The organism is Enterococcus sp. MSG3299 (genome assembly GCF_050555765.1).
In the GTDB taxonomy this organism is placed as follows: Bacteria; Bacillota; Bacilli; order Lactobacillales; family Enterococcaceae; genus Enterococcus; species Enterococcus faecalis.
Genome location: NZ_CP187869.1, coordinates 722,354 through 744,891 on the forward strand (window position 1 = coordinate 722,354; position 22,538 = coordinate 744,891).

General features: G+C 38.1%; 23 protein-coding genes and 1 riboswitch. Of the genes, 14 read left to right on the plus strand and 9 right to left on the minus strand.

Features of this window, described 5'->3' with window-relative positions:
* The first annotated feature begins 108 nt into the window (after positions 1-108).
* From IGL23_RS03595 to IGL23_RS03610, 4 genes are all read left to right on the plus strand, one after another.
* Positions 109-879 (plus strand): TatD family hydrolase, encoded by a 771-nt coding sequence (locus IGL23_RS03595; protein WP_002358846.1) that lies wholly within the window; start codon positions 109-111, stop codon positions 877-879.
* Positions 876-1,460, plus strand: a complete 585-nt coding sequence (rnmV, locus tag IGL23_RS03600; protein WP_033595152.1) for a ribonuclease M5 — start codon at positions 876-878, stop codon at positions 1,458-1,460. The genes IGL23_RS03595 and rnmV overlap by 4 nt, the downstream gene beginning before the upstream one ends.
* 18 nt (positions 1,461-1,478) lie before the next feature.
* Positions 1,479-2,366 carry a 16S rRNA (adenine(1518)-N(6)/adenine(1519)-N(6))-dimethyltransferase RsmA gene (gene rsmA, locus IGL23_RS03605; protein WP_002358849.1) on the plus strand — a complete coding sequence of 296 codons (888 nt, stop codon included), beginning with the start codon at positions 1,479-1,481 and terminating at the stop codon, positions 2,364-2,366.
* 126 nt (positions 2,367-2,492) lie between these two features.
* On the plus strand, positions 2,493-3,110 hold the full coding sequence (locus IGL23_RS03610) for a hypothetical protein (RefSeq protein ID WP_002355821.1): 618 nt from the start codon (positions 2,493-2,495) through the stop codon (positions 3,108-3,110).
* Positions 3,111-3,159: 49 nt separating this feature from the next.
* Here the strand turns inward: IGL23_RS03610 and IGL23_RS03615 are convergent, their stop codons facing one another.
* Positions 3,160-4,263 carry an ABC transporter ATP-binding protein gene (locus IGL23_RS03615; protein ID WP_002355822.1) on the minus strand — a complete coding sequence of 368 codons (1,104 nt, stop codon included), beginning with the start codon at positions 4,261-4,263 and terminating at the stop codon, positions 3,160-3,162.
* A gap of 185 nt (positions 4,264-4,448) precedes the next feature.
* Here IGL23_RS03615 and mgsA point away from each other — a divergent pair, with 185 nt between their 5' ends.
* Both mgsA and IGL23_RS03625 read left to right on the plus strand, forming a co-directional pair.
* Positions 4,449-4,871: a methylglyoxal synthase gene (gene mgsA / locus IGL23_RS03620; protein WP_002355823.1), complete on the plus strand. Its 423-nt coding sequence runs from the start codon at positions 4,449-4,451 to the stop codon at positions 4,869-4,871.
* A 66-nt stretch (positions 4,872-4,937) separates the two neighbouring features.
* Positions 4,938-5,105, plus strand: a riboswitch (THF riboswitch).
* A gap of 30 nt (positions 5,106-5,135) precedes the next feature.
* The gene (locus IGL23_RS03625; protein ID WP_002385065.1) at positions 5,136-5,684 is read left to right on the plus strand and encodes a folate family ECF transporter S component; all 549 of its coding nucleotides are present in this window, start codon (positions 5,136-5,138) and stop codon (positions 5,682-5,684) included.
* Between the two features lie 51 nt (positions 5,685-5,735).
* Here IGL23_RS03625 and IGL23_RS03630 read toward each other — a convergent pair whose 3' ends face one another.
* Together IGL23_RS03630 and IGL23_RS03635 are read right to left on the minus strand one after the other, a co-directional pair.
* Positions 5,736-7,502, minus strand: a complete 1,767-nt coding sequence (locus IGL23_RS03630) for an ABC transporter ATP-binding protein (RefSeq protein WP_010707764.1) — start codon at positions 7,500-7,502, stop codon at positions 5,736-5,738.
* Positions 7,492-9,219: an ABC transporter ATP-binding protein gene (locus IGL23_RS03635; RefSeq protein WP_002363303.1), complete on the minus strand. Its 1,728-nt coding sequence runs from the start codon at positions 9,217-9,219 to the stop codon at positions 7,492-7,494. Before IGL23_RS03635 ends, IGL23_RS03630 begins: the two co-directional genes overlap by 11 nt.
* A 125-nt stretch (positions 9,220-9,344) precedes the next feature.
* Here IGL23_RS03635 and IGL23_RS03640 point away from each other — a divergent pair, with 125 nt between their 5' ends.
* The 3 genes from IGL23_RS03640 to IGL23_RS03650 all read left to right on the plus strand — a co-directional run bounded on the left by IGL23_RS03640 (position 9,345) and on the right by IGL23_RS03650 (position 12,241).
* Positions 9,345-10,112 (plus strand): putative ABC transporter permease, encoded by a 768-nt coding sequence (locus IGL23_RS03640; protein ID WP_002387023.1) that lies wholly within the window; start codon positions 9,345-9,347, stop codon positions 10,110-10,112.
* Between the two features lie 248 nt (positions 10,113-10,360).
* Positions 10,361-11,581, plus strand: a complete 1,221-nt coding sequence (locus tag IGL23_RS03645) for a 3D domain-containing protein (protein ID WP_002390388.1) — start codon at positions 10,361-10,363, stop codon at positions 11,579-11,581.
* A gap of 96 nt (positions 11,582-11,677) precedes the next feature.
* On the plus strand, positions 11,678-12,241 hold the full coding sequence (locus IGL23_RS03650; RefSeq protein ID WP_002355832.1) for a GNAT family N-acetyltransferase: 564 nt from the start codon (positions 11,678-11,680) through the stop codon (positions 12,239-12,241).
* Between the two features lie 45 nt (positions 12,242-12,286).
* Here IGL23_RS03650 and IGL23_RS03655 read toward each other — a convergent pair whose 3' ends face one another.
* Positions 12,287-12,811: an LURP-one-related/scramblase family protein gene (locus IGL23_RS03655; RefSeq protein ID WP_002355833.1), complete on the minus strand. Its 525-nt coding sequence runs from the start codon at positions 12,809-12,811 to the stop codon at positions 12,287-12,289.
* 51 nt (positions 12,812-12,862) lie between these two features.
* Entirely contained in the window at positions 12,863-13,732 is an 870-nt protein-coding gene (locus IGL23_RS03660) for a Cof-type HAD-IIB family hydrolase (protein WP_002383369.1), read from the minus strand.
* A 133-nt stretch (positions 13,733-13,865) separates the two neighbouring features.
* On the opposite strand from IGL23_RS03660, the gene IGL23_RS03665 reads away from it, so the two are divergent.
* From IGL23_RS03665 to IGL23_RS03685, 5 genes are all read left to right on the plus strand, one after another.
* A complete protein-coding gene (locus IGL23_RS03665) occupies positions 13,866-14,546 on the plus strand; it encodes a uracil-DNA glycosylase (protein ID WP_002363309.1) in 681 nt (226 codons plus the stop codon).
* Between the two features lie 155 nt (positions 14,547-14,701).
* A complete protein-coding gene (gene pta / locus IGL23_RS03670) occupies positions 14,702-15,685 on the plus strand; it encodes a phosphate acetyltransferase (RefSeq protein WP_002355836.1) in 984 nt (327 codons plus the stop codon).
* A gap of 141 nt (positions 15,686-15,826) precedes the next feature.
* Positions 15,827-16,321 carry a tRNA (adenosine(37)-N6)-threonylcarbamoyltransferase complex ATPase subunit type 1 TsaE gene (gene tsaE, locus IGL23_RS03675; RefSeq protein ID WP_002387026.1) on the plus strand — a complete coding sequence of 165 codons (495 nt, stop codon included), beginning with the start codon at positions 15,827-15,829 and terminating at the stop codon, positions 16,319-16,321.
* On the plus strand, positions 16,314-16,835 hold the full coding sequence (locus IGL23_RS03680; RefSeq protein ID WP_002366315.1) for a GNAT family N-acetyltransferase: 522 nt from the start codon (positions 16,314-16,316) through the stop codon (positions 16,833-16,835). The genes tsaE and IGL23_RS03680 overlap by 8 nt, the downstream gene beginning before the upstream one ends.
* 169 nt (positions 16,836-17,004) lie before the next feature.
* Positions 17,005-17,214: a hypothetical protein gene (locus IGL23_RS03685; RefSeq protein WP_002355840.1), complete on the plus strand. Its 210-nt coding sequence runs from the start codon at positions 17,005-17,007 to the stop codon at positions 17,212-17,214.
* A 73-nt stretch (positions 17,215-17,287) separates the two neighbouring features.
* Here the strand turns inward: IGL23_RS03685 and bopD are convergent, their stop codons facing one another.
* The 4 genes from bopD to IGL23_RS03705 are packed head-to-tail and all read right to left on the minus strand — an operon-like array spanning position 17,288 to position 22,274.
* Positions 17,288-18,298, minus strand: a complete 1,011-nt coding sequence (bopD, locus tag IGL23_RS03690) for a LacI family transcriptional regulator BopD (protein ID WP_033595154.1) — start codon at positions 18,296-18,298, stop codon at positions 17,288-17,290.
* A 23-nt stretch (positions 18,299-18,321) separates the two neighbouring features.
* Positions 18,322-19,329 (minus strand): aldose epimerase family protein, encoded by a 1,008-nt coding sequence (locus tag IGL23_RS03695; RefSeq protein ID WP_033595156.1) that lies wholly within the window; start codon positions 19,327-19,329, stop codon positions 18,322-18,324.
* Entirely contained in the window at positions 19,319-19,987 is a 669-nt protein-coding gene (gene pgmB, locus IGL23_RS03700) for a beta-phosphoglucomutase (protein ID WP_002355844.1), read from the minus strand. Before pgmB ends, IGL23_RS03695 begins: the two co-directional genes overlap by 11 nt.
* Entirely contained in the window at positions 19,980-22,274 is a 2,295-nt protein-coding gene (locus IGL23_RS03705; RefSeq protein ID WP_033595158.1) for a glycoside hydrolase family 65 protein, read from the minus strand. The genes pgmB and IGL23_RS03705 overlap by 8 nt, the downstream gene beginning before the upstream one ends.
* Positions 22,275-22,538 lie beyond the last annotated feature (264 nt).

Consider the following 22,538-nt stretch of genomic DNA (forward strand, 5'->3'; position numbering starts at 1 on the left):
CATAAATGCAAGCGCTGTTTATGAGGAAATGGCGAATCTTGTCGCCTAGTCATTCAGATTTTTCAAGAAATATGATAAAGTAGAGAGGAGATAAAGGAGGCAATCATAATGATTTTTGATACACATACACATTTGAATGCAGAACAATTTAATGATGATATTCCAGAAACGATTGCACATGCCCAAGAATTGGGTGTTACAGAGATGGCCGTGGTCGGTTTTGATGAACCAACGATTGAAAAATCTCTTTTACTTAGTCAGGAATATGCCAATATTTATAGTATCATTGGTTGGCATCCAACAGAAGCGGGTAGCTATACGCCAGAGGTTGAACGACGATTACAAGAACAATTAACGTTGCCAAAAATTGTCGCATTAGGTGAAATCGGTCTTGATTATTACTGGATGGAGGATCCTAAAGAGGTGCAAGAAAAAGTCTTTCGCCGTCAAATTGCGATTGCTCGGGAAATGAATTTACCGTTTAGTGTGCATACGAGAGAGGCATTAGAAGATACCTATCGAATTTTAAAAGATGAAAAAATTTCAGATATTGGTGGAATCATGCATAGTTTCAGTGGTGATGCCGAGTGGATGAAGAAATTTTTAGATTTAGGTCTGCATATTTCTTTTAGTGGGGTCGTGACGTTTAAAAAAGCGTTGGATGTTCAAGAAGCGGCGATGGCGGTACCACTTGAACGAATGTTGGTGGAAACAGATGCACCCTATTTAGCCCCGGTTCCTTATCGTGGTAAACGGAATGAACCAGGCTATACACGATACGTAGTGGAAAAAATTGCTGAATTACGACAACTAACCTTTGAAGAAGTGGCAGAACAAACGAGAGTCAACGCTCATCGCTTGTTTCGGATAGATAAATGAAAGAAAAAATGAAAGTTGCAGAAATCATTGTCGTTGAAGGGAAAGACGACACACGCCACATTCAAGAGGTAGTTGAAGCGGATACGATTGAAACGATTGGTTCTGCTATCAATGATGAAATTTTGACACAAATTGAACACGCACAAGAAACGAGAGGCGTGATTATTTTTACAGATCCAGATTATTCGGGCGAAAAAATTCGTAAAACAATAATGGAAGTCGTTCCTGATGCAAAGCATGCTTTTCTATCAAGAAAAGTTGCAGTGCCTAAAAAAAATGGCGGTAGCCTAGGGGTTGAACATGCTAGTGATGAAGCAATTATTGAAGCCTTAAAAAAAGTCGTAACACCTGTTCAAGCTGGTGAGGACTATCAAGAAATTCCTAGACAAACACTAGTTGAATATGGTTTAATAGCGGGAGCAAATGCAAAAAAATACCGTGAATTATTAGGAGATGACCTAAGAATTGGCTATACAAATAGCAAACAGTTAGTCAAACGGTTAAGCATGTTTCGGATTACAGAAGCAGAATTGAAAGAAAGCATGACACGTATTTTAAAAGAACTTGCAAACGAAGAATAACTACATGGAGGAACAAGCGTGACGGACTATAAAGAAATTGCCACACCATCCAGAACCAAAGAAATACTAAAAAAGCATGGATTTTCATTTAAAAAGAGTTTAGGTCAAAATTTTTTGACAGAGCCTAATATTTTAAGAAAAATTGTAGAAACAGCGGGAATTAATCAGCAGACAAATGTTGTCGAAGTCGGGCCTGGAATTGGTGCATTAACAGAGCAATTAGCGATGAACGCGGCACAAGTTGTGGCTTTTGAGATTGATGATCGCTTGATTCCTGTCTTAGCAGATACCTTAAGTCGCTATGATAATGTAACAGTGGTGCATCAAGATGTTTTAAAAGCTGATTTGGTCGAGACAACCAACCAAGTTTTTCAAGAGAAGTATCCGATTAAAGTGGTGGCTAACCTACCTTACTATATTACTACGCCAATTATGATGCATTTTTTAGAATCTTCTTTAGATGTAGCTGAAATGGTTGTGATGATGCAAAAAGAGGTCGCTGATCGAATTGCTGCTAAACCAGGAACGAAAGCTTATGGCTCATTATCAATTGCTGTCCAATATTTTATGGAAGCAAGTGTCGCCTTTATTGTGCCAAAAACAGTTTTTGTGCCGCAGCCCAATGTTGACTCGGCGATTATTAAATTGACGCGCCGTGCTACACCAGCAGTGACAGTGACCAATGAAAAAGAATTTTTCAAATTAACCAAAGCCAGTTTCCAATTAAGACGTAAAACATTGTGGAATAACTTAACGCATTTTTATGGGAAAGATGAACAAACGGTGGCTTGGCTAAAAGAGAGCCTAGCTGAAGCAGAAATTGATCCTTCTAGACGTGGTGAAACATTGTCTTTAGAAGAATTCGCTCGTTTAAGTAATGCTTTAGAAAAAAATAAACCAGTATAAAAAAGAACTTTCTGTTATTTATGAGAAATAACAGAAAGTTCTTTTATGTGTCTTGACACATTGCGGCTGTTCAGCTACACTTGAGAAAAACAAAAGGTGTCATGACACCTTTAGGAGGCAGTTTTAATGAAAACAAACTCAGTAAAACGTTTAACAATTTCAGCACTTTTAATTGCAATGGGGATTATCATTCCAATGGTTATGCCAAGAATTACCATTGGTCCAGCCAGTTTTACGTTAGCAAGTCACGTCCCAGTTTTTATTGCCATGTTTATTTCTCCAGTGGTGGCAATTGCGGTTAGTCTAGGAACAGGTTTTGGTTTTTTCTTATCCGCAACACCGATTATTGCTTTGCGGGCCTTATCTCATTTGATTTTTGCAGTCATTGGCGCAGTGATTTTACAAAAGCATCCAGAAATTTTAATCAATAAAGAGGGGAAATTCACTTTATTAAATGGGAAATTACAGTTGTTTAACGTGGGAATTGGAGTGATTCATTCCGCTGCCGAGCTAGTGGTTGTTTCTGTATTTTACACAATGGGCAACTTGCCAGGAACCTATTATACAGCTGGCTTCATGTATTCTATTTTTCTTTTGATGGGCGTTGGTGGATTAATTCATAGTTTGGTGGATTTCAGTATTGCCTACTTTTTAGCAAGTACCTTAAGTAAACATGTAGATATTCCAACTTTTACAGAAGCGAAACAACCCAAAGTGATAAAGAAGAAGGTTAAATTAGCATAAAGAGAAACAATCGAGGCATCCGTCATTGTGACGGATGCCTCGAGATTTTTTATTTAATGACTTCTTCTGTTTGAGGGTCGAAGAAATGTCCTTTGTTAATATCAAAAGCTAAGTCAATCATTTCACCAGGATGGTGGAAGTCACGAGCATCTACTTTTGAGATAAACTCTGTATCACCAATTTTTGTATAAAGCATGGATTCAGCCCCTAATAATTCAGAAACAACGACTTCAGATTTAATCACCGCATCTTTCATTGCCGTTAAAGCCACTTGTTCGCTATGAATATCTTCTGGACGAATACCGAAAATTAATTCTTTGCCTTCATAACCATGTTCAACAAGCTCTTTGTTTCTTCCTTCAGGAATTGCTAGTTTTAAGCCATGTTGGTTAGAAATAACCCCATTGTTTAAGGTAACTTTGAAGAAATTCATGGCAGGTGAGCCGATGAACCCAGCTACGAACATATTTTTAGGTGTATTGTAAACTTCTTTTGGTGAACCAATTTGTTGAATAAAGCCATCTTTCATAATTACGATTCGGTCAGCCATGGTCATCGCTTCGGTTTGGTCATGTGTCACATAAATTGTCGTAGTTTCTAAACGTTGGTGTAGTTTAGCGATTTCAGCACGCATGGCTACACGTAATTTTGCATCCAAGTTTGATAAAGGTTCATCCATTAAAAAGACTTTGGCATCACGGACAATTGCCCGGCCAAGTGCAACACGTTGGCGTTGTCCACCAGAAAGCGCCGCAGGTTTACGCTGTAAGTACTCTGTTAAGCCCAGAATATCCGCAGCATTTTCCACCCGTTTTTTAATTTCAGCTTTATCATATTTTCTTAGTTTTAAACCAAAAGCCATGTTATCAAAAACAGTCATATGCGGATAAAGCGCATAGTTTTGGAAAACCATGGCAATATCACGATCTTTCGGTGCAACGTCATTCATGACTTTGTCCCCAATTGATAATTCACCTTCAGTAATATCTTCTAAGCCAGCAATCATGCGCAATGTTGTTGATTTACCGCAACCAGAAGGTCCGACAAAGACGATAAATTCACGGTCTGTAATTTCTAAGTTAAAATCTGTAACAGAATAATGTTCTGCATTGTCATATTTTTTATACACATTTCTAAGCGCCATTTCCACCATTTGATAAGTCACTCTTTTCTTTTTGATTTGTTACTCATAGTTTAAATGAAAACGCTATCTTTCAGCAAGGGAGAGTTGCACAAGAAAAAGAAGACTTTTTCGTCAAGGTGACAAAGGGCAAACACTCTCAGCGGATTTATCGATAAACTTTTGTTATAATATAACAAAGACAGGAGTTGGATAACATGAAAATCGCTTTAATCGCTCATGATCGTAAAAAAACATTAATGATCAAACTAGCAACCGCTTATAAACATATTTTAGAAAAACATGAATTGTATGCAACAGGGACGACAGGCATGAAAGTGATGGAAGCAACTGGCTTACCCGTGCATTGCTTTAAATCGGGGCCATTAGGTGGGGATCAACAGATTGGCGCAATGATATCAGAAGACAACATTGATTTAGTTATTTTTTTAAGAGATCCTCTTTCCGCGCAACCGCATGAACCAGACGTGACGGCTTTGATTCGTCTAAGTGATGTCTATGAAATTCCTTTAGCGACCAATATCGGCAGTGCTGAAATTCTTTTGAGAGGTGTCGAGGCGGGGTTTGCGGACTTCCGTGAGGTCATCCATGAAGGGGATCGTCGACCGTTAGCTTTTTAGAGAACCTTAATGGTTATTTTGACTATTTTGTGGTATATTTTATGAGGACTTTTGTCCAAATAAAATAACAGAGTAGGAGACAAAGCGTTAAGTGCTAAAAGGATGGGATGTTGCCTTTTGGACGAAGAACATAAACAGTGTGTTGCTAGAAAGTAAAGGTTCTTACTTTGCTTATCATCAGAACAACACGTTCAGCTTTTTAATGTTCGCGGTTTTGTTTTCGCATTCGCTGCATGGTTCGTCATGTAGCAGCTCTTAGAGGAGATGCTAAAAATGACAAAGAAAAAATTTGGCACAAAATCCATTGCGTTAATGGGCGTACTCATTGCGGTGGTCGTTGTCTTTTCACGCTTTTTTGCGTATGAAACAACGTTTTTAAAAATCAGTTTCACGTTTATCCCAGAATCATTGATTGGGATGATTTTCGGACCTTTTTGGGCTGGAATCGGCACGGCGGTGGCTGATGTGGTAGGAATGTTGCTTTTTCCAAAGGCAGGCTATTTTCCTGGGTTTACTTTAAATGCCTTTTTGGCTGGTGCTATTTATGGTTATTTCTATTATAAGAAAGAAATGACATGGCAACGAGTGATTTTGGCGACATTGTTGGTCACCGTTTTAATTAATATCATTTTAACTCCTTTGTGGTTAAGTTTAATGTATGGCGTCAATCTAGCAAATTTTGCTTGGTGGGTGCCACGCTTAATTAAAACAGTTATTTTCTTTCCTATTCAAGTAATTGCCACTTATTATTTAGGCAATAAAATTCCCTTTAAACGTTTATTTGGAAAGCCATTATCTGAATTAGATCAATAAATTTAAAATTAAAAGAGTCACTTTTCATCATCCCAGAAAAGTGACTCTTTTTTATTGTGCTTTTTGATTAAACTGTGCTTCGTAAAGGTCACGATAATAACCCTGTTCTTTTTGCAATAATTCGTCATGGGTGCCAATTTCAACTACTTGACCATTGTCCATAACTAGAATTTTTTCAGCACTTTTGATTGTTGCTAAGCGATGGGCAATAACAAAACTGGTCCGGCCAGTCATCATTTGTAAAAAAGCATCCTGAATTTTTTGCTCGGTCAACGTATCAACTGAACTGGTCGCTTCATCTAAAATAAGCATTGGCGGATTACTAATCATCGTGCGTGCAATAGTCATTAATTGTCGTTGTCCTTCAGAAATTTTAACGCCTTGGGAACCAATCTCGGTATCTAGTCCTTGAGGTAAACGCATGACGAAATCAAAAATATGGGCTTTTTTCATGGCTTCTATAATTTCTTCGTCAGAGGCTTCAGGATTTCCGTACGTTAAATTTTCCCGAATGGAGCTATCGAATAGCCAAGTATCTTGGAGAACCATACCAAAACTTTTTCGCAAGCTGTCCCGAGTAATTTGAGTAATGTCGTGAGTATCAACCGTAATTTGACCATGGTCGACCTCGTAAAAGCGCATTAACAAATTCACTAATGTTGATTTACCCGCACCGGTTCGCCCAACAATGGCAATTGTTTCTCCTGGTTCAGCAATTAAATTAAAGTTTTCGATTAAAGGTCGCGTCGGCGTGTAAGAAAAATCAACGTCTTTAAATTCAACACGGCCTCGCGCTTCTTTCAAAACAATTGCGTTCGGGGCATCAGGACGTTCAACTGGTTGATCCATCATATCAAAAGTACGTTCCAATCCAGCTAAGGCTGCTTGGATTTGGTTGGTGATTCCTGAGAGTTCAATAAAAGGTTTAGAAAACTGACTAGAGTAAATGGTGAAACTGGAAATAACACCAACTGTGACTAAAGGATTGCCACTTAAAACTAACAAGCCACCGACTAATCCAATCGATAAGTAAGATAAATGGTCGATAAATCGAGAAAGTGGGTTGGTTAAGGAGGAAGAAAACTGAGCCTTCTGTCCTTTTTCATACAACGTTTGATTCAATGCTTCAAATGTTTCTTGTGTAGCTTGTTCTTGTTGAAAGGCTTTAACAATTTTTTGGTTGCCAACCATTTCTGAAACGAAGCCGGAAATTTCACCAACAATCGTTTGTTGTGCAGCAAAGTTTTTTTGTGAAGCTTTTGCAACAAGCCAGTTTACAATAAAAATAATCGGCGTACTGATAAGAACCACTAATGTGAGCAGGGGACTTAGCCGAATCATAAAGAGCAAAGCAACAACGACGGTGGCCATGCCAGAAAATAATTGGTTGAAGACAGCCGAGCAAGCCATTGAAATATTGTCAATATCGTTGGTAAAGCGACTGACGATATTTCCGTGTGACGTTTGGTCATAATAACTTAACGGTAATTGATTTAAATGGGCAAAGGCATCTTTTCTCAGCTGTGTGGTCGATAAATAAGACACGCGATTACCGAGACGTTGAATCAGCCATTGACTTAGAACGGTTACGAGTAAAATTCCTGCTAATAAACCTAAAATTTTGATGAGTTGCGCAGCATTGACTTGTCCTTTACCAACCATTGTATCAACGGATTTACCTATATAATAAGTCATGAGGACAGTCGAAAAACCACTGAGAATTCCTAGGATTAAGGCGCCGATAATTTCTTTTGGATAGTGTAGTAAGTACGGCTTAAAACGTGAGAAGGCGCCAAAATGAATTTTTTTAGTTTGCATGGGTATCCTCCTCCTGTGACGCAACGATTTCTTGATACTCTTTAGAAGAAGTAAGTAATTCTTCGTGGGTGCCAAGGCCAGCGACTTTTCCACTATCTAGGACTAAAATTTGATTCGCCGTAGCAATCGAGCTCACGCGTTGTGAAATTAAAATAACGGTTGTCTCTGCTCGTTCTTTTTGTAAAGCACGGCGCAGATTCAAATCTGTTTGATAGTCGAGGGCACTCAAGGAATCATCTAAAATAAGTAAATGCGGTTTCCTAATCAAGGCACGGGCAATGGTCAACCGTTGTCTTTGTCCACCAGAAAAGTTTTTTCCGCCTTCGTTAACAGGCGTGTCTAACCCTTGGTCTAATTGTTCAACAAATTCTTTACATTGGGCGATAGCTAATGCTTCCCAACAGTCTTCATCAGTTGCATTTGGTTTGCCCCATTGTAAGTTTTCTCGAATAGTCCCTGTAAATAAGACGGCAGTTTGTGGGACACTTGCCACTTGTTGGCGTAAAGTAAAGAGCGGCCAATCGCGCACATTTATACCATTAATAAAAAGGTTTCCTGCACTCACATCATAAAATCTGGGAATGAGTTGGGTTAAGGTACTTTTCCCGCTGCCGGTAGGTCCTGTGATGCCGAGAATTGAGCCTTTAGGAATCGTGAAATTGATATTTTCCAAAGCCAAACCGGCCTCTGGTTCATAGCGAAAATCTACATGGTCAAAGGTAATATCACCAAATTGTGGAGATGTTTTTGCTGATTCTGGTGTATCTGTTAACTGGCTTTCTACAGTTAAAACCTCATTGACACGGTTTGCGGAAGCGGCGGCTCGCGTAAAAATTACCACGAGATTAGAAGCAACAATTAAAGCGAGCATCATTTGATTCATATAATTGATCAATGCTAAAACTTCCCCTTGTTGCAGGGAACCGAAAGAAACTTTTAAGCCACTAAAATAAAGTAAAAATAAAATTCCAACATTCATAATCAAAGTGGTTAAAGGTGTTAATAAAGCAGAGACATTCGATACGCGAATGTAAATATCGCCTAAATCATCGGAAGCCTTATCAACATGTCGTTGCTCTGTTTCCTTTCTAGCAAACGCACGGATTACACGGACACCGCTTAAATTTTGACTAATTTGACGGTTTAACCGATCCAAATATTCTTGGACTTTTTGATATAAAGGCACAGTCACTTTAATGATAATAAAGAGAATAAGGCTAAAAATTGGTAAAAGTAATAGGAAAAGAAAGCCCATCTGCACGTCAATGTAAAAAGCCATGACCACAGAACCGATACTTAAAAAAGGTGTCCGAATGACCAACCGAATAAACATCGCTAAAGCCAATTGAAGCTGATTGATATCGTTTGTGATCCGGGTGATGAGGGTATCTGTACCAAAACTATTCAATTCTTTGTGTGAAAGCTGATTAATTTTCTTCATTAATTGATTTCTTAGCTCCGTCCCAAAACCTTGCGAAGCGACTGAAGCATAATATTGACAAATCATGACAAAAAATAAACCAACTAACGACATAACAAGCATCCAGAGGGCCATTTCTATGACAGTCTGTCGGTCGTTTTGACGAATACCGACATCGACTAAGTGAGCCATGAATAAGGGCAAGACTAACTCGAAACAAGCTTCTAAAAATTTGAAGACTGGACCGAGGATAATTTGTTTTCGATAATTTTTTGCGTATTTCAATAAACCAAACATAAGATTCCTCCCTTTGCTGCTCTCATTGTAGCCTAATCTTTCAATGAAAGAAAGTTGTTCGCTACATTTTCTCAACTTCTGGTAAAATAGAAGAAAAGCGCAAAGAAGTGGAGTGTGACAGAAACGTGGAAAAAATGAGTCAGGTTATTTTGTTATTTTTTATTTATTCCTTTATCGGTTGGTTATGGGAAACGGTGTATTGTTCATTAAAAGCTAAAAAATTTGTTTATCGAGGATTTTTGGTAGGGCCCTATTGTCCTATTTATGGATTTGGGGTCTTAAGCGTTCTCTATTTTGTGGAACCCTTTGAGAACAATCTCTTGGTATTGTATGTCGGATCGGCTGTTTTAGTGACGATTTTAGAATATGTCACTAGTTATGGCTTGGAAAAACTGTTCCATGCCTCTTGGTGGGATTATCATGATGTACCTTTTAATTTAAACGGTCGCGTGGCTTTACCAGTTTCTCTTTTTTGGGGATTGGGGTGTGTCTTGATTGTCAAAGTTATTCAACCAGAAATCGCCAAAGTTGTCAGCTTTTTACAAGCAACCTTTGGCAACTACTTAGCACTTTGCATAGTGATTGTAATGGGGCTTGACTTAATTTATACGTTGCTGAACATGCAAGGTTTCAAAAAACTTATTACCGAGATGGGCCAAACGTTGGAAACGAACCAACAAGAATTTAAGCAACGGTTGAACACAAAAATGGAAATCGCTACAGCTGATTGGCAGAAGTTAAAAGAACGAACCAAAAAAGAGCATTTCCAAAATCGGTTAAATTTCCAACAACGTCGTTTTATTAACAATTACCCAAAACTAACTTTAAAAAACATTAAAAATTCCAAAGAAGTTCGGCATCTCTTAGAAGATTTGAAGAAAAAGGGCCAATAATTAACAAAAAATATTACAAAATATTTCAATCAATGGTCTAATGGGATGAAAAAAAGAAAAATCGTCAAAAGCTAGTTTTTAAGGCGTCTTAAGAAATTCTTAAAGAATTGAGATAGAAATGGACTAATGAATAAACGCAGGATAAAAAAAGAGTTGCATTTAAATTGTAACAAATTGTAACATGATTGAAATAAAACAAGCCCTCCTGACTAGTATAATGAGTAGGTGTTTTAGATAAGTTAGGAAAGGTGTTGGATTTAGTGAAGGTTAAAAAGTTGATACCATTTTTAACAACAATGATGCTTATCAATTTTGGACTTCCAGTCGCTGCGGCAGCAGAATCACTTGATTCGTTGCAAGAAAAAGAAGCGCAAGCGAAACAATCTGGGGAGTTAATTAGTAAAGAAATCAATTCAGCCTTAGACGATGTAAATGCTAAATATGCGGAAATCGAACGTTTAAAAACGCAAATTTCAAAAGCGGAAGATACGTTGAAAACTTCGAAAGAGGAAATAGAAAAAACAGAAAAAAATATTTCTCGTCGTAAAGAAGCTGTTGGCGATCGTATGAAGGATATTCAATTAAATGGCGACCAACGTACTTGGCAAGCCTTATTAGATGCAGAAAATTTATCAGATTTCTTTAATCGGGCCTACGCCATGACCGTTTTACAAAACTTTGAACGGGAAAAGATTGAAAGCTTAACTAGCGAAAAAGAAAAATTAGCTGCATTACAAGAAAAAGTTGAAAATACGCAAACAACTTTAAAACAAAATGAAGAGAAATTACAAGTTGAAGCTTCTTCAATGAATAATAAAGTCTCTGAGTTAAAAGAAAAAATGGCGAATAATGAAGAATTATTGGCTCAAATTTCGACAGACAAACAAAAAGAGCAACAACGCTTAGTCAGCGAAAAAGCAGCAGCTGAGGCACAGAAAAAACGTGCGGCAGAAACTGCCAAAGCAGAAGCAGCGAAGAAACAAGCAGCTGCCGACAAACAAGCGCAAGCAGATGCGGCGGCTAAACTAGAAGCCGAAGCTGCTGAAAAGTCAAGCAGTCAAGCATCAAGCTCTTCTACAAGTACGGAAAGCAGTAGCACTGAATCTTCAAGTTCTGCTAGTTCATCCGAATCGTCATCAACGCCAGAATCATCGACAGGTGAATCATCAACACCAGGAACTGGCTCTGGTCGTGTGCTTCAGATGGAATCGACTGCTTATTCTTGGCGCGAAGCTGGTGCGAGTAATCTAAGTGCTACTGGTATTGACTTAAGTAAACAAAGCAATGTAGTTGCAGTCGATCCAAGTGTAATTCCTCTAGGTTCATTAGTGAAAGTCTCTGGTTATGGCTTTGCTATTGCTGGGGATACAGGTGGCGCTATTCAAGGAAATATTATTGATGTTCATTTTGATTCAGTAGACCAATGCCGTCTTTGGGGACGACGTCAGGTTACAGTAGAAATTCAATAATAAATTTGTTATACTAAAGACAAGATAAAAGGAATTGGCTAAGTCAGTAATGATAGTAGCCAGTTCTTTTTTAGTTAAATGTAAAGGAGAATTACAATGATTCGCTCGGCAACAAAAGAAGACGGTCAAGCGATTGCTCGGCTGGTCTTAGTTATTTTAAAAGATATGGAGTTACCAATTTTAGAAGAAGTCTCAGAAGAACAAATGATTGACCTATTAGCAGAGGCAACGGCGTATCCAACCTATCGCTATGGCTATCAACGAATTTTAGTTTATGAACATGCAGGTGAAGTTGCAGGGATTGCTGTCGGCTATCCTGCAGAAGATGAAAAGATTATTGATGAACCTTTAAGAGAAGTCTTTAAAAAACATGGCTTAGCAGAAGATGTTCGGCTATTTATTGAAGAAGAAACCTTGCCTAATGAATGGTATTTAGACACGATCTCTGTGGATGAACGTTTCCGTGGAATGGGAATTGGTTCTAAGTTATTAGATGCTTTACCTGAAGTAGCCAAAGCTAGCGGGAAGCAAGCCTTGGGTCTAAATGTTGATTTTGACAATCCAGGGGCGAGAAAGTTATACGCAAGTAAAGGCTTTAAAGATGTCACAACAATGACTATTAGTGGTCACTTATACAATCATATGCAAAAAGAAGTGTAAAAATAACGAAGCTAAAGTCAATCACTTTAGCTTCGTTATTTTTCATTAATCCGTTAAAGGATCAAAATCTAATCCAAAATCATCGGAAGTTTTTTGTTTTTTCTTATTATATAACCAGTAGTCAAGGACAGCTGCTATACAGATGCACAACGGTGCGTCCTCATCATTGGCAACAGTTAAAACAAAATAGTCGCCTGTACAAAGCATGGTTTTATCCATTGACATAATTTTTTTATGGACTTGATAAATTGAATATTGATGCGCTTTGATATCACCAACAACTGCCCAGTGAAGGCCTTGAACATAATAGAAATCAGCATTCAAATTGAACAGTTTTCGTAGAGTACCCACTTTTTCAAAACGCTGATATAACTCAAATCGTGTACCAAAAGTCCAAGAAACTTGTTTAATACTGGCTAAAATTTCTCCGTTCATTGCATATAAAGAAAGCGCATCTCCTCGTGTACCCCAGCGCCCCACCAATAGAAAAAGTGAACGGCCTGCTTGGTCTTTCACGATGGTTCGCGTAACTTTTCCTAACTGTTGTTCTTGAATAAAAAATTCAGACACGACACAATCTCCTTTCTATATATAAATGAGTGCTGTAACTGGTAGTGCTTATTACAAATCTTCTCTTATTGCACGCAGGATGGCTTCGCCAACACCATTTTCTAAATTAGTGGCTGTTTCATATTTAGCGTATTCTTTTAATTCCAGTTCGGCATTGCCCATTGCAAAACTTACTCCGGCCCATTGAATCATGCTGACATCATTTAAATTATCACCAATAGTCATGACTTGTTCAGCGGGAATCCCACGTTCTTTAGCGACGCGCGCAACCGCAATCCCTTTTTGTGCTAGGCGGTGGTTAATTTCAATATTATTAAGCGCAGAAGAAGTAACAACCAAATCATCTAGTTCTTCTACTTCCATCCCAGCAGGACCTAATACTTTCGGCCCATCCATACTGAAGCCAATAATTTTAAGGACTTCAATCGAATCATCTTTTAAAATGTCGTCTAAACGATCAACATAGGTAATATGCAATAAAGATAGGTGTGCTGAAGCCATGGCAATCGCCACTTTATAAGTTAAATGGGGCATGGATTCTGCAATATGAGCGGCAAAGTTTTCAATTCTTTTTTCTTGATGTTCAGAAAAAATACCTTTATTTGTAGAGATTTCATAGTAAACATTGTGTTGACTCAAAATAGTTAGTACTTCTGTTACTGTTTCTTTTTCGATCCCAGCCGTGAAAAGTGAGTGTCCATCTTTGTCGAACACTTGGGCGCCGTTTAAAGTAATCATGGCGCAGTCAATTCCAGCTTCTTCTAACGCGGGTTTCGCTTCGGTATATGCGCGGCCAGTAGCAACCATAAATTCGATTCCTAAACGTTCCGCTTCGCGAATTGCTGAAGCGTTATCATTTGTGATGCTCATTTTTGCATCTAAAAGTGTTCCATCCATATCTGAAGCAATTAATTTAATCATCGATTCTCTACACCTCATTATCTATTTAAAGCTTACCTATAGTTTACCACGTTTTTCCAAGAGAAAGTACCCAGAAATTTCTTGTCAGGTTTGGAGAAATTCGTTATGCTTAGAGAGCGAAGGAGTGAGCATTATGAAAGAAATTATTCACAATAGTTGGCAAACCGTTTTATCTGCTGAATTTGAAAAACCGTATTATCAAGAATTGCGGGAATTTTTGAAAAAAGAATATCAGACACAAACGATTTATCCAGATATGTATCATTTATTTTCAGCGTTAGAACTAACCCCTTTTGAAGAAGTAAAAGTAGTAATTTTGGGACAAGATCCATATCATGGACCCAATCAAGCACACGGACTAAGTTTCTCTGTCCAGCCAGGTGTGAAAGTGCCGCCATCTCTTGCGAATATTTACAAAGAATTACAAGCTGATTTAGGGTACCAACCCGTCAACCATGGCTTTTTAGAAAGCTGGGCCAAACAAGGCGTGTTATTATTAAATACTGTGTTGACCGTTCGGGCAGGTCAAGCCTATTCCCATCGAGGTAAAGGGTGGGAGCAACTGACAGATGTCATTATCGAAAAGTTGAATGAGCGTGAAAAACCCGTTGTTTTCATTTTATGGGGACGTCCTGCTCAAGAAAAAATTAAAATGATTGATACGACTCGGCATGTGATTATCAAATCGCCACACCCAAGTCCATTGTCAGCACATCGTGGTTTTTTTGGCTCACGTCCGTTTTCTCAAGCGAATGCCGCTCTAGAACGTTTAGGGGAAACGCCGATTGATTGGCAACTTCCTGAAACAGTGTAATGTAACAGTGTATGCTGTTATAGTGTAGAAGAGTTAGTTTGTGAAAAGTTTATCGGATTATTGGTTTTTTTGACTAATACAGCTAGAAAAAACTGTTATTTTCTTTGAGAATAGTGTATGATGGATTTTGTAAATATAAAACTGGAGGGTTTATCGTGGAATTATTCGATAGCTTAAAATTTAAAGTCGTACGCCGTAATATCAAAATTGTTTTCCCTGAAGCAACAGATCCTAGAATCTTAGGTGCTGCTGCCCGCTTAAAATCTGATGAATTAGTAGAACCAATCTTAATTGGTGATCCAACAGATATCGCAAATGCTGCTATGGCTCGTGGAATCAACACATCAAACTTTATTATTATCAACCCAAATGATTATGAAAAATGGGATGAAATGGTCGAAGCATTTGTTGAACGCCGTAATGGAAAAGCTACTAAAGAAGATGCTGAAAAAATCTTAAAAGATGTCAACTATTTCGGTACTATGTTAACTTACATGGGTATTGCTGATGGTATGGTTAGTGGTGCTATCCACTCAACAGGTGATACAGTTCGTCCTGCGTTACAAATCATTAAAACAAAACCAGGCGTAAGCCGTACAAGTGGTGCCTTCTTAATGATTCGTGGTCGTGACCAAGAAAGATATTTATTCTCAGACTGCGCGATTAACGTGAACCCAACTGCACAAGAATTAGCTGAAATTGCTGTTGATAGTGCCAAAACAGCTGAATTATTTGACATTGAACCAAAAGTTTCATTGTTAAGTTTTTCAACAAAAGGTTCTGCAAAAGCACCAGAAGTAACAAAAGTTGCTGAAGCTACAAAAATTGCGCAAGAATTAGCACCTGAATATGCGATTGATGGTGAATTACAATTTGATGCTTCTTATGTATCTTCTGTTGCACAATTAAAAGCGCCCAACTCAAAAGTTGCTGGAGAAGCAACAGTCTTTGTATTCCCAGATTTACAATCAGGAAATATTGGCTACAAAATTGCTCAACGTTTAGGTAACTTTGAAGCAATTGGCCCAATCTTACAAGGATTGAACAAACCAGTTTCTGACTTATCACGTGGTGCAAACGAAGAAGATGTTTATAAATTATCAATCATTACAGCTGCTCAAACATTAATGAACGACTAATTAACTATGTCGAAGCATGATAAATAAGCAAAGTAGAAGTTGAGGTTCCCAGGACACTTGGGCCTCAACTTTATTTTTTTGAAGCTGCCACTAGTCAACTTATTGAATTTTCGGTATACTTTCATACATAGATTCTTGCAGATGGGAGGCAAAAAAATGAACATTGTCCTGAACAATCCATTGGAAACAGAAGCGATTGCTAAAATCATTGGACAAAAGGCACAAGCTGGTGATGTAATTGTCCTGACTGGTGATTTAGGGGCCGGTAAGACGACAATGACGAAAGGGATTGCTTTAGGATTAGGCATTTCCCAAATGATTAAAAGTCCCACCTATACGATTATCCGCGAATATCCACAAGGACGACTTCCGTTATACCATATGGATGTCTATCGTGTTGAAGAGGGTGCGGATGAATTAGGGTTAGATGAGTATTTTGAAGGAGATGGGCTATCCGTTGTAGAATGGGGCAGCTTGATTGAAGAAGAATTGCCAGAAGATTATTTAGAAATTATTTTAAATAAAGATTCTCAAGAAGCGGACAAGAGAGTTCTTGAATTCCGCGGAACTGGTCCATTGGCAGAAGAAAGAATAGCAGAGATTCTGAAAACGTGGGAGGCTCGCGAATATGACTGAACAAACATTTTCTATTCGAGAAGCAGTGCCTACTGATGCGGATCAATTACTATCTGTGATGTCAAAAATTGGGAGTGAAACGCCCTATTTGGTGATGGATGAGCGAGGAATGGCCATGTCGACAACAGAATTGGCTGAAAATCTAGCAACACTCTATGAATCGCCAAATAATGTTTTATTGGTGGCATTAGCGGGAGAAGCGATCATTGGCACCGCTTCTGTGTCTGCTTCTTCTAAAAAGCGGATGGAGCATATTGGTGAAATTGGCATTAGTATTTTAAAAGAATACTGGGGCTATGGACTAGGCAGTATCCTAATGGAAGAACTTATTCGCTGGGCGCATGAAAGTCATGTTATTCGTCGCTTGGAATTAACGGTACAGGATCGCAATCAACGAGCGATTCATGTCTATAAAAAATTAGGGTTTGAAACAGAGGCAATTATGCCTCGGGGTGCCAAAACAGACCAAGGTGAATTTTTAGATGTTCATTTAATGCGTTTGCTGATTGATTAATTATTGGTTAATAATTTTAATTTCTTAAATAATCGAACGATAATTGCATGAAAAAACAAAATTTTCGCAATTATCGTTTGTTTCATATTTATTTTTCTGATATTTTTGTTATAATTATAGAAGAATTTAACGAAAAAATGAAAATTTATTTTGGGAAGGAATGTAAGAAATGGCGAAGGCAACGAAAATGAATGTTAACTATCGAGAGTCGATCTTGGATCGTGCGTATCGTTTAGAGCTAATAAAAAAAGATGAGTATGCAAAACATCAAGAAAAATTATCATTATTAAATGAAAAATTGTCTGACGGGGAACCAGCTCAATTTGATGCAAAAGAAGAAACGTTTTGGAAAAAAATTTCGCAAAAAGTTATTTTATAAAAGTAATACATACGAATAAGAGCGTACACATAGAAAGAAGCGTAAGCAGTGTTAAACTGCTTACGCTTCTTTTTTAATGAATAGGAATAACTGTTTCACGCTTAATTAATTTGTGAGGAATAACGAGACGGACACCATTCGTCAATTCTTCGTGGATTAATTCATATAATTTTTTCATCGCCATTCGACCTAATTCTGACGTGTCGATGTCAATGCTTGTTAGATAAGGATGTGTCAATGTTGAAAAGATTGAGTTGTTAAAACTAATAATGGATAACGTTTCAGGAACTTGATAACCATAGATTTGCGCAAGTTGCATCGTCCGCAAAGCAAAGATATCATCAATCACCACCAACGCCGTGGCATTATTTTGATGAAGAATGTCATCGAAAGCCATGTAATCTTCAGGTTTTTCTAACGCAACGCTTGGTAAAACAGTTAATCCTTGCATCATAATTGCTTTTTGATAACCAAAGTAACGTTCAAAGTACAAACTTTCATGCGTTGTATTGGTCACAAATAAAATATTTTTATGACCGTTTTCAATTAAAAATTCCGTCGCTTGTTTCCCTAATAATTGATTATCATTATCCACGTAAACTATTTCCGTTTCATGTTGGTAAGGTTGACCAATTAAAGTAAAGGGAATGTTGTTTTCATATAAGTAATCAATGACGGGGTCCTTACTATCTGAATACACAAGAATAAAACCGTCCACTTGTTTTTGAAGATGCATTCTTTTAACGTTTTCCAATAGTACATCAAAACTTTTGGCAGTTGCAATAGCAGTAGTCATATCGTAAAGACGGGCTTCCTCGTTGATGGCTTCCATAATTTCTAAATAAAATGGATTCCCTAACCGTTCTTTCGAATCTAAAGGAGGTAAAATTACGCCAATGGCACTTGAAATTCGTTTACCCAAATTCCGTGCCGTCATATTTGGCACATAGCCTAAGTCATCCATGACTTTTCGAACTTTCTTTTTTGTCGATTCAGAAATACTTGGATGATCGTTAATGACACGCGAAACGGTTGAAGTTGCAACCCCCGCTTTCTTAGCGACATCTTTTACTGTAATTGCCATTTTTGCCACGCCTTTCTTAGTAATTATAGAAGGTTAAATTGATAAACCGTTTGGTAGGTTTGCTTTTTATTAGCTGGTAATAAAATAGAGCCCCACTGAGGATGATGAACAATGTCTGGATACTCTTGTGGTTCAATTGCTAAGCCATAGTTTGAATGCATCGCTTGTCCATTAATAGAAAATGGAGCCTCAAAACCAGTCGTAGAAAATAATACCATACTTTGGTTCGTTGTTGCTATCGTCATTTTTCTTCCAGAAGTAGGCTCTTGTAAGCATAATTGTGACTGTCTTAAGTCAGAGCCAACTAAGGGGAAAACATCATCTAACCCAGTTGGATAGCGTTGGAGGATTGTTTCGATAGGTGTCAGTTCATTAAAACGTATGGATAGTTCAGAAGCTGGTAAGATTCGTCCAGTAGGCAGCTTATTATCGTCTAATTCTAACATACCTTGACAGTTCAAAGATAGCAAATGTGACAGAATGTCTAACTTTCCATCGCCAGATAAATTAAAGTAGGCGTGGTTTGTAGGATTAAAAAGTGTTTCCTGTTTACTCCGTCCAGTACTGATCATTCGTAAATGATTATCCTCTAGCTGGTAGGTGATGGTGGCCTCAATTGGTCCAGGATAGCCAGAAGTGGTGTCGGTTAAATGAAAGGTAACGCCAATGATATCCTTTTTTTCAAAGGGTTCGACTGTCCAATATTGAAAAGACCATCCCTTTGAGCCACCATGGATATGATGACCGTCGCTATTTTGTTCTAATATTCCATTTTGCCAATGGCCATTACGAATGCGTCCAGCAACTGGTCCAACAGTGGCGCCAAAAAAGCTTTGATCCTTTAATACATCTTGATACGAATCATACGATAAAAGGATATTTTCCCAATGATTATTTTTATTTGGCATCAAAAGTTTATGGAGGCGCGCGCCATAATTGAGAAGAACGACTTCTAAAAAGTCGTTCTTCAAAGTAATTTTTTTTAAGTTTGTGTTTGGAATATCGGTTACGGTGATACGATTATCCTTCATGATCAAGCCACACTTTTTTTAAGTAATCAAACGTTAAAGCGCTCGTCTCTGGCACGATGGGCAACCCTTCGCCTAACTCTTCTTTGCGGCCAACGCCAACAGGTTGCGCTCCGCTAGCAAGAATCGCTTGAATCCCAGCTTTGGCATCTTCAATGCCAAGACATTCTGCTGGTGTCAAATCAATTTCTTTCGCAGCTAAAATGAAAATATCTGGAGCGGGTTTACCTGCCTGGACGTCTGCTGGATTAGCAATGGCATCAAAAAGGGGTGTCAATTGCATTTTTTCTAAAAGAAAAGGCCCATTTTTACTTGCAGAAGCCAAGGCGATTTTAATATTGGCTTCACGTAATTCCGTTAATAAAGAAAGAATTCCTGGATAGACATCTTCAGGCGTAATTGCTTGGATCATTTCCAAGTAATAATCGTTTTTCCGTTGCGCTAACTGGGCAAATTCTTCAGAAGAAAACGTGCCTTCTTTTTTTCCGTATTTTAACAGTAACTGCAGAGAATCTTCACGGCTTACACCTTTCAATTGTTCGTTGAAAACACGGTCAATGGAAATTCCAATTTCGTTCCCTAATTTTTTCCAAGCGTGGTAATGAAATTCTGCTGTATCAGTAATAACGCCATCTAAATCAAACAAAACGCCTTTAAACATGAACTTCTTCCTTTCTGATCGGTAAAACTAATCGATCTTTTAATGTGTATTTTTGATCGTAAACAGTTAATGGAATTGCAGGGCCGTCGAGTAAAGTGAAGGCCACTTGGTCTGCTGCAACTTCAACAAATAGTAAACGATTCCGATAATTAATGTGGAATGAGTAGGCTGTCCATGTCGCTGGTAAAAAGGGTGCAAATTTTAGTTGTTGATGGTCCGTTTTCATTTGGGCAAAACCTTGAACAATCGCTAGCCAACTACCAGTCATTGAGGTAATGTGTAAGCCATCTTCTGTATCATTATTGTAATTATCTAAGTCAAGGCGCGCTGTTCGTTGATACATTTCCACTGCTTTTTCTTCCATGCCTAATTCAGCAGCTAACACAGCATGAATGCTTGGTGAAAGGGAAGATTCATGGACAGTCATTGGTTCGTAAAAGTTAAAGTTCCGGCGTTTTTCTTCTAAAGAAAAGGCGTCATTGAAGAAATAAATTCCTTGAAGAACATCGGCTTGTTTAATGAAACAAGACCGTAAAATTTTATCCCATGACCAATGTTGATTTAAAGGCAGCTCACTAAGTGGTAAATCAGAAACAGGCATTAAATCTTTATCTAAGAAAGTGTCATGTTGTACAAAAATGCCTAATTCGTTATCCACTGGGAAGTACATATTTTCTACAATGTCTGCCCATTTAGCTAATTCGTCGTCTGCAATTTTGAGCGTTGTTTCTTCTTGGAATTTTAAATAAGACTCACGGGTGTAACGTAGAACCCACGCAGCGATTGTATTGGTATACCAGTTATTGTTGATATTATTTTCATATTCATTTGGCCCCGTTACGCCATGAATCATATATTGGTTATGACGTTGGGAGAAGTGGACCCGATCCGCCCAAAAACGAGCAATTGCCACAAGCACTTCTAGACCAGCATCTTTGAGATAGTCTTCGTCTCCTGTATAGTTGACATAATTATAAATCGCATAAGCAATCGCACCATTTCTGTGAATCTCTTCAAAAGTGATTTCCCACTCATTATGACATTCGACACCAGTAAAAGTAACCATTGGGTAAAGCGCACCCTTTAACCCTTGTTGTTGGGCATTATGAATGGCTTGAGGCAATTGATTGTGGCGATATTTCAGTAGATTTTTAGTAACTTCGGGCTTAGCCAACGCCAAGTAAAGTGGGACAGCATATGCTTCGGTATCCCAGTATGTGGCACCGCCATATTTTTCGCCAGTAAAGCCTTTTGGTCCGATATTTAAACGATCGTCTTCACCATAGTAGGTTGAGAAAAGTTGGAACAGATTAAAACGGATGCCTTGTTGGGCTTCGTCATCTCCTTCAATAACAACATCAGCTAATTGCCAACGTTTTGCCCAAGCGGCAGCTTGCCCAGCTTTTGCTTCAGGGTACAAGGTAGTCATTTCTGCAAATAATTCGTTTACTCGTGTGATTTGTTGCGTTTCTGGCACATCACGACTGGTAACGACAAGCACTTCTTTTGTGATGGCGGTCGTTTCGCCTTCGTTTAAAGACACTGTCAATTCTGCGGTTAAAGCCAAGGGCTGTTGTGTATATGTAGGCACAACAGAGGCTCCATCGATGAAATGGCGCATGCCTGCAGTCACTGTAAAACGCTCTATTTCAAAGTTGTTAGGAATGGTCTTAGTCGTAACAAAGCCAAGTGTTTCTTGTGTTTCAATAGCCATTTCTTCCCAAAAATGTTCTTCATAATTGCTGTCTTCATTTTGAACATCGCCATCCAATTTTGAGTGAAGAGTGATTGTGCCTGTACCTTCCAACATTTCAATTGTTAAGTGGATGTAAGCTGCTTCTTTTTTTTCTAAGCTTAAAAAACGTTCAAAAGAGAAGCGCACTTTGTTCTTCGGTGTTTGGATGGTGAATTGCCGAGAAAGGACCCCATTTTGCATGTCTAATTCTAAAGAAAAATCTTCGTAAGGTGTAGTGGCTAAATCAATTGTTTGTCCATCAATTTGTAAGTCCATTGCGATGAAATTAATTGCGTTAATCACTTTGCCAAAATATTCAGGATAACCATTTTTCCACCAACCAACACGTGTTTTGTCTGGATACCAAACACCTGCTAAATAGGTTCCTTGATGATGGTCGCCAGAATAGTGTTCTTCAAAATTTCCCCGCATCCCCATATAGCCGTTGCCAATGCTTGTTAATGATTCTTGTAACCGTAAATTTTCTTTATCTAAGTGTGTAGTACGGATTTTCCAAGGATCAATTTGGAATAAACGTTTGATTTGTTTCATGAGAATCCCCCTCAGTGATTTTATTGATAGGTCTATCATAAACGCAACCGATTGCATTAGTCAATAGTCAATGCTTAAAAAGTGTAATCTTATGAATAAAAACTGAAACAAAGGTAGGATAGAAGGAACTTTATTTGCTTTATTAAAAGACAAAATAAAAAAAGATTAAGTAGTAGGGAGTTGTTTTCCACAATATTTTTGAAATTAAAGCATTTACAAAAAGGAAACAGGAGTATATAATGGCAACATAACGAAACCGATTGC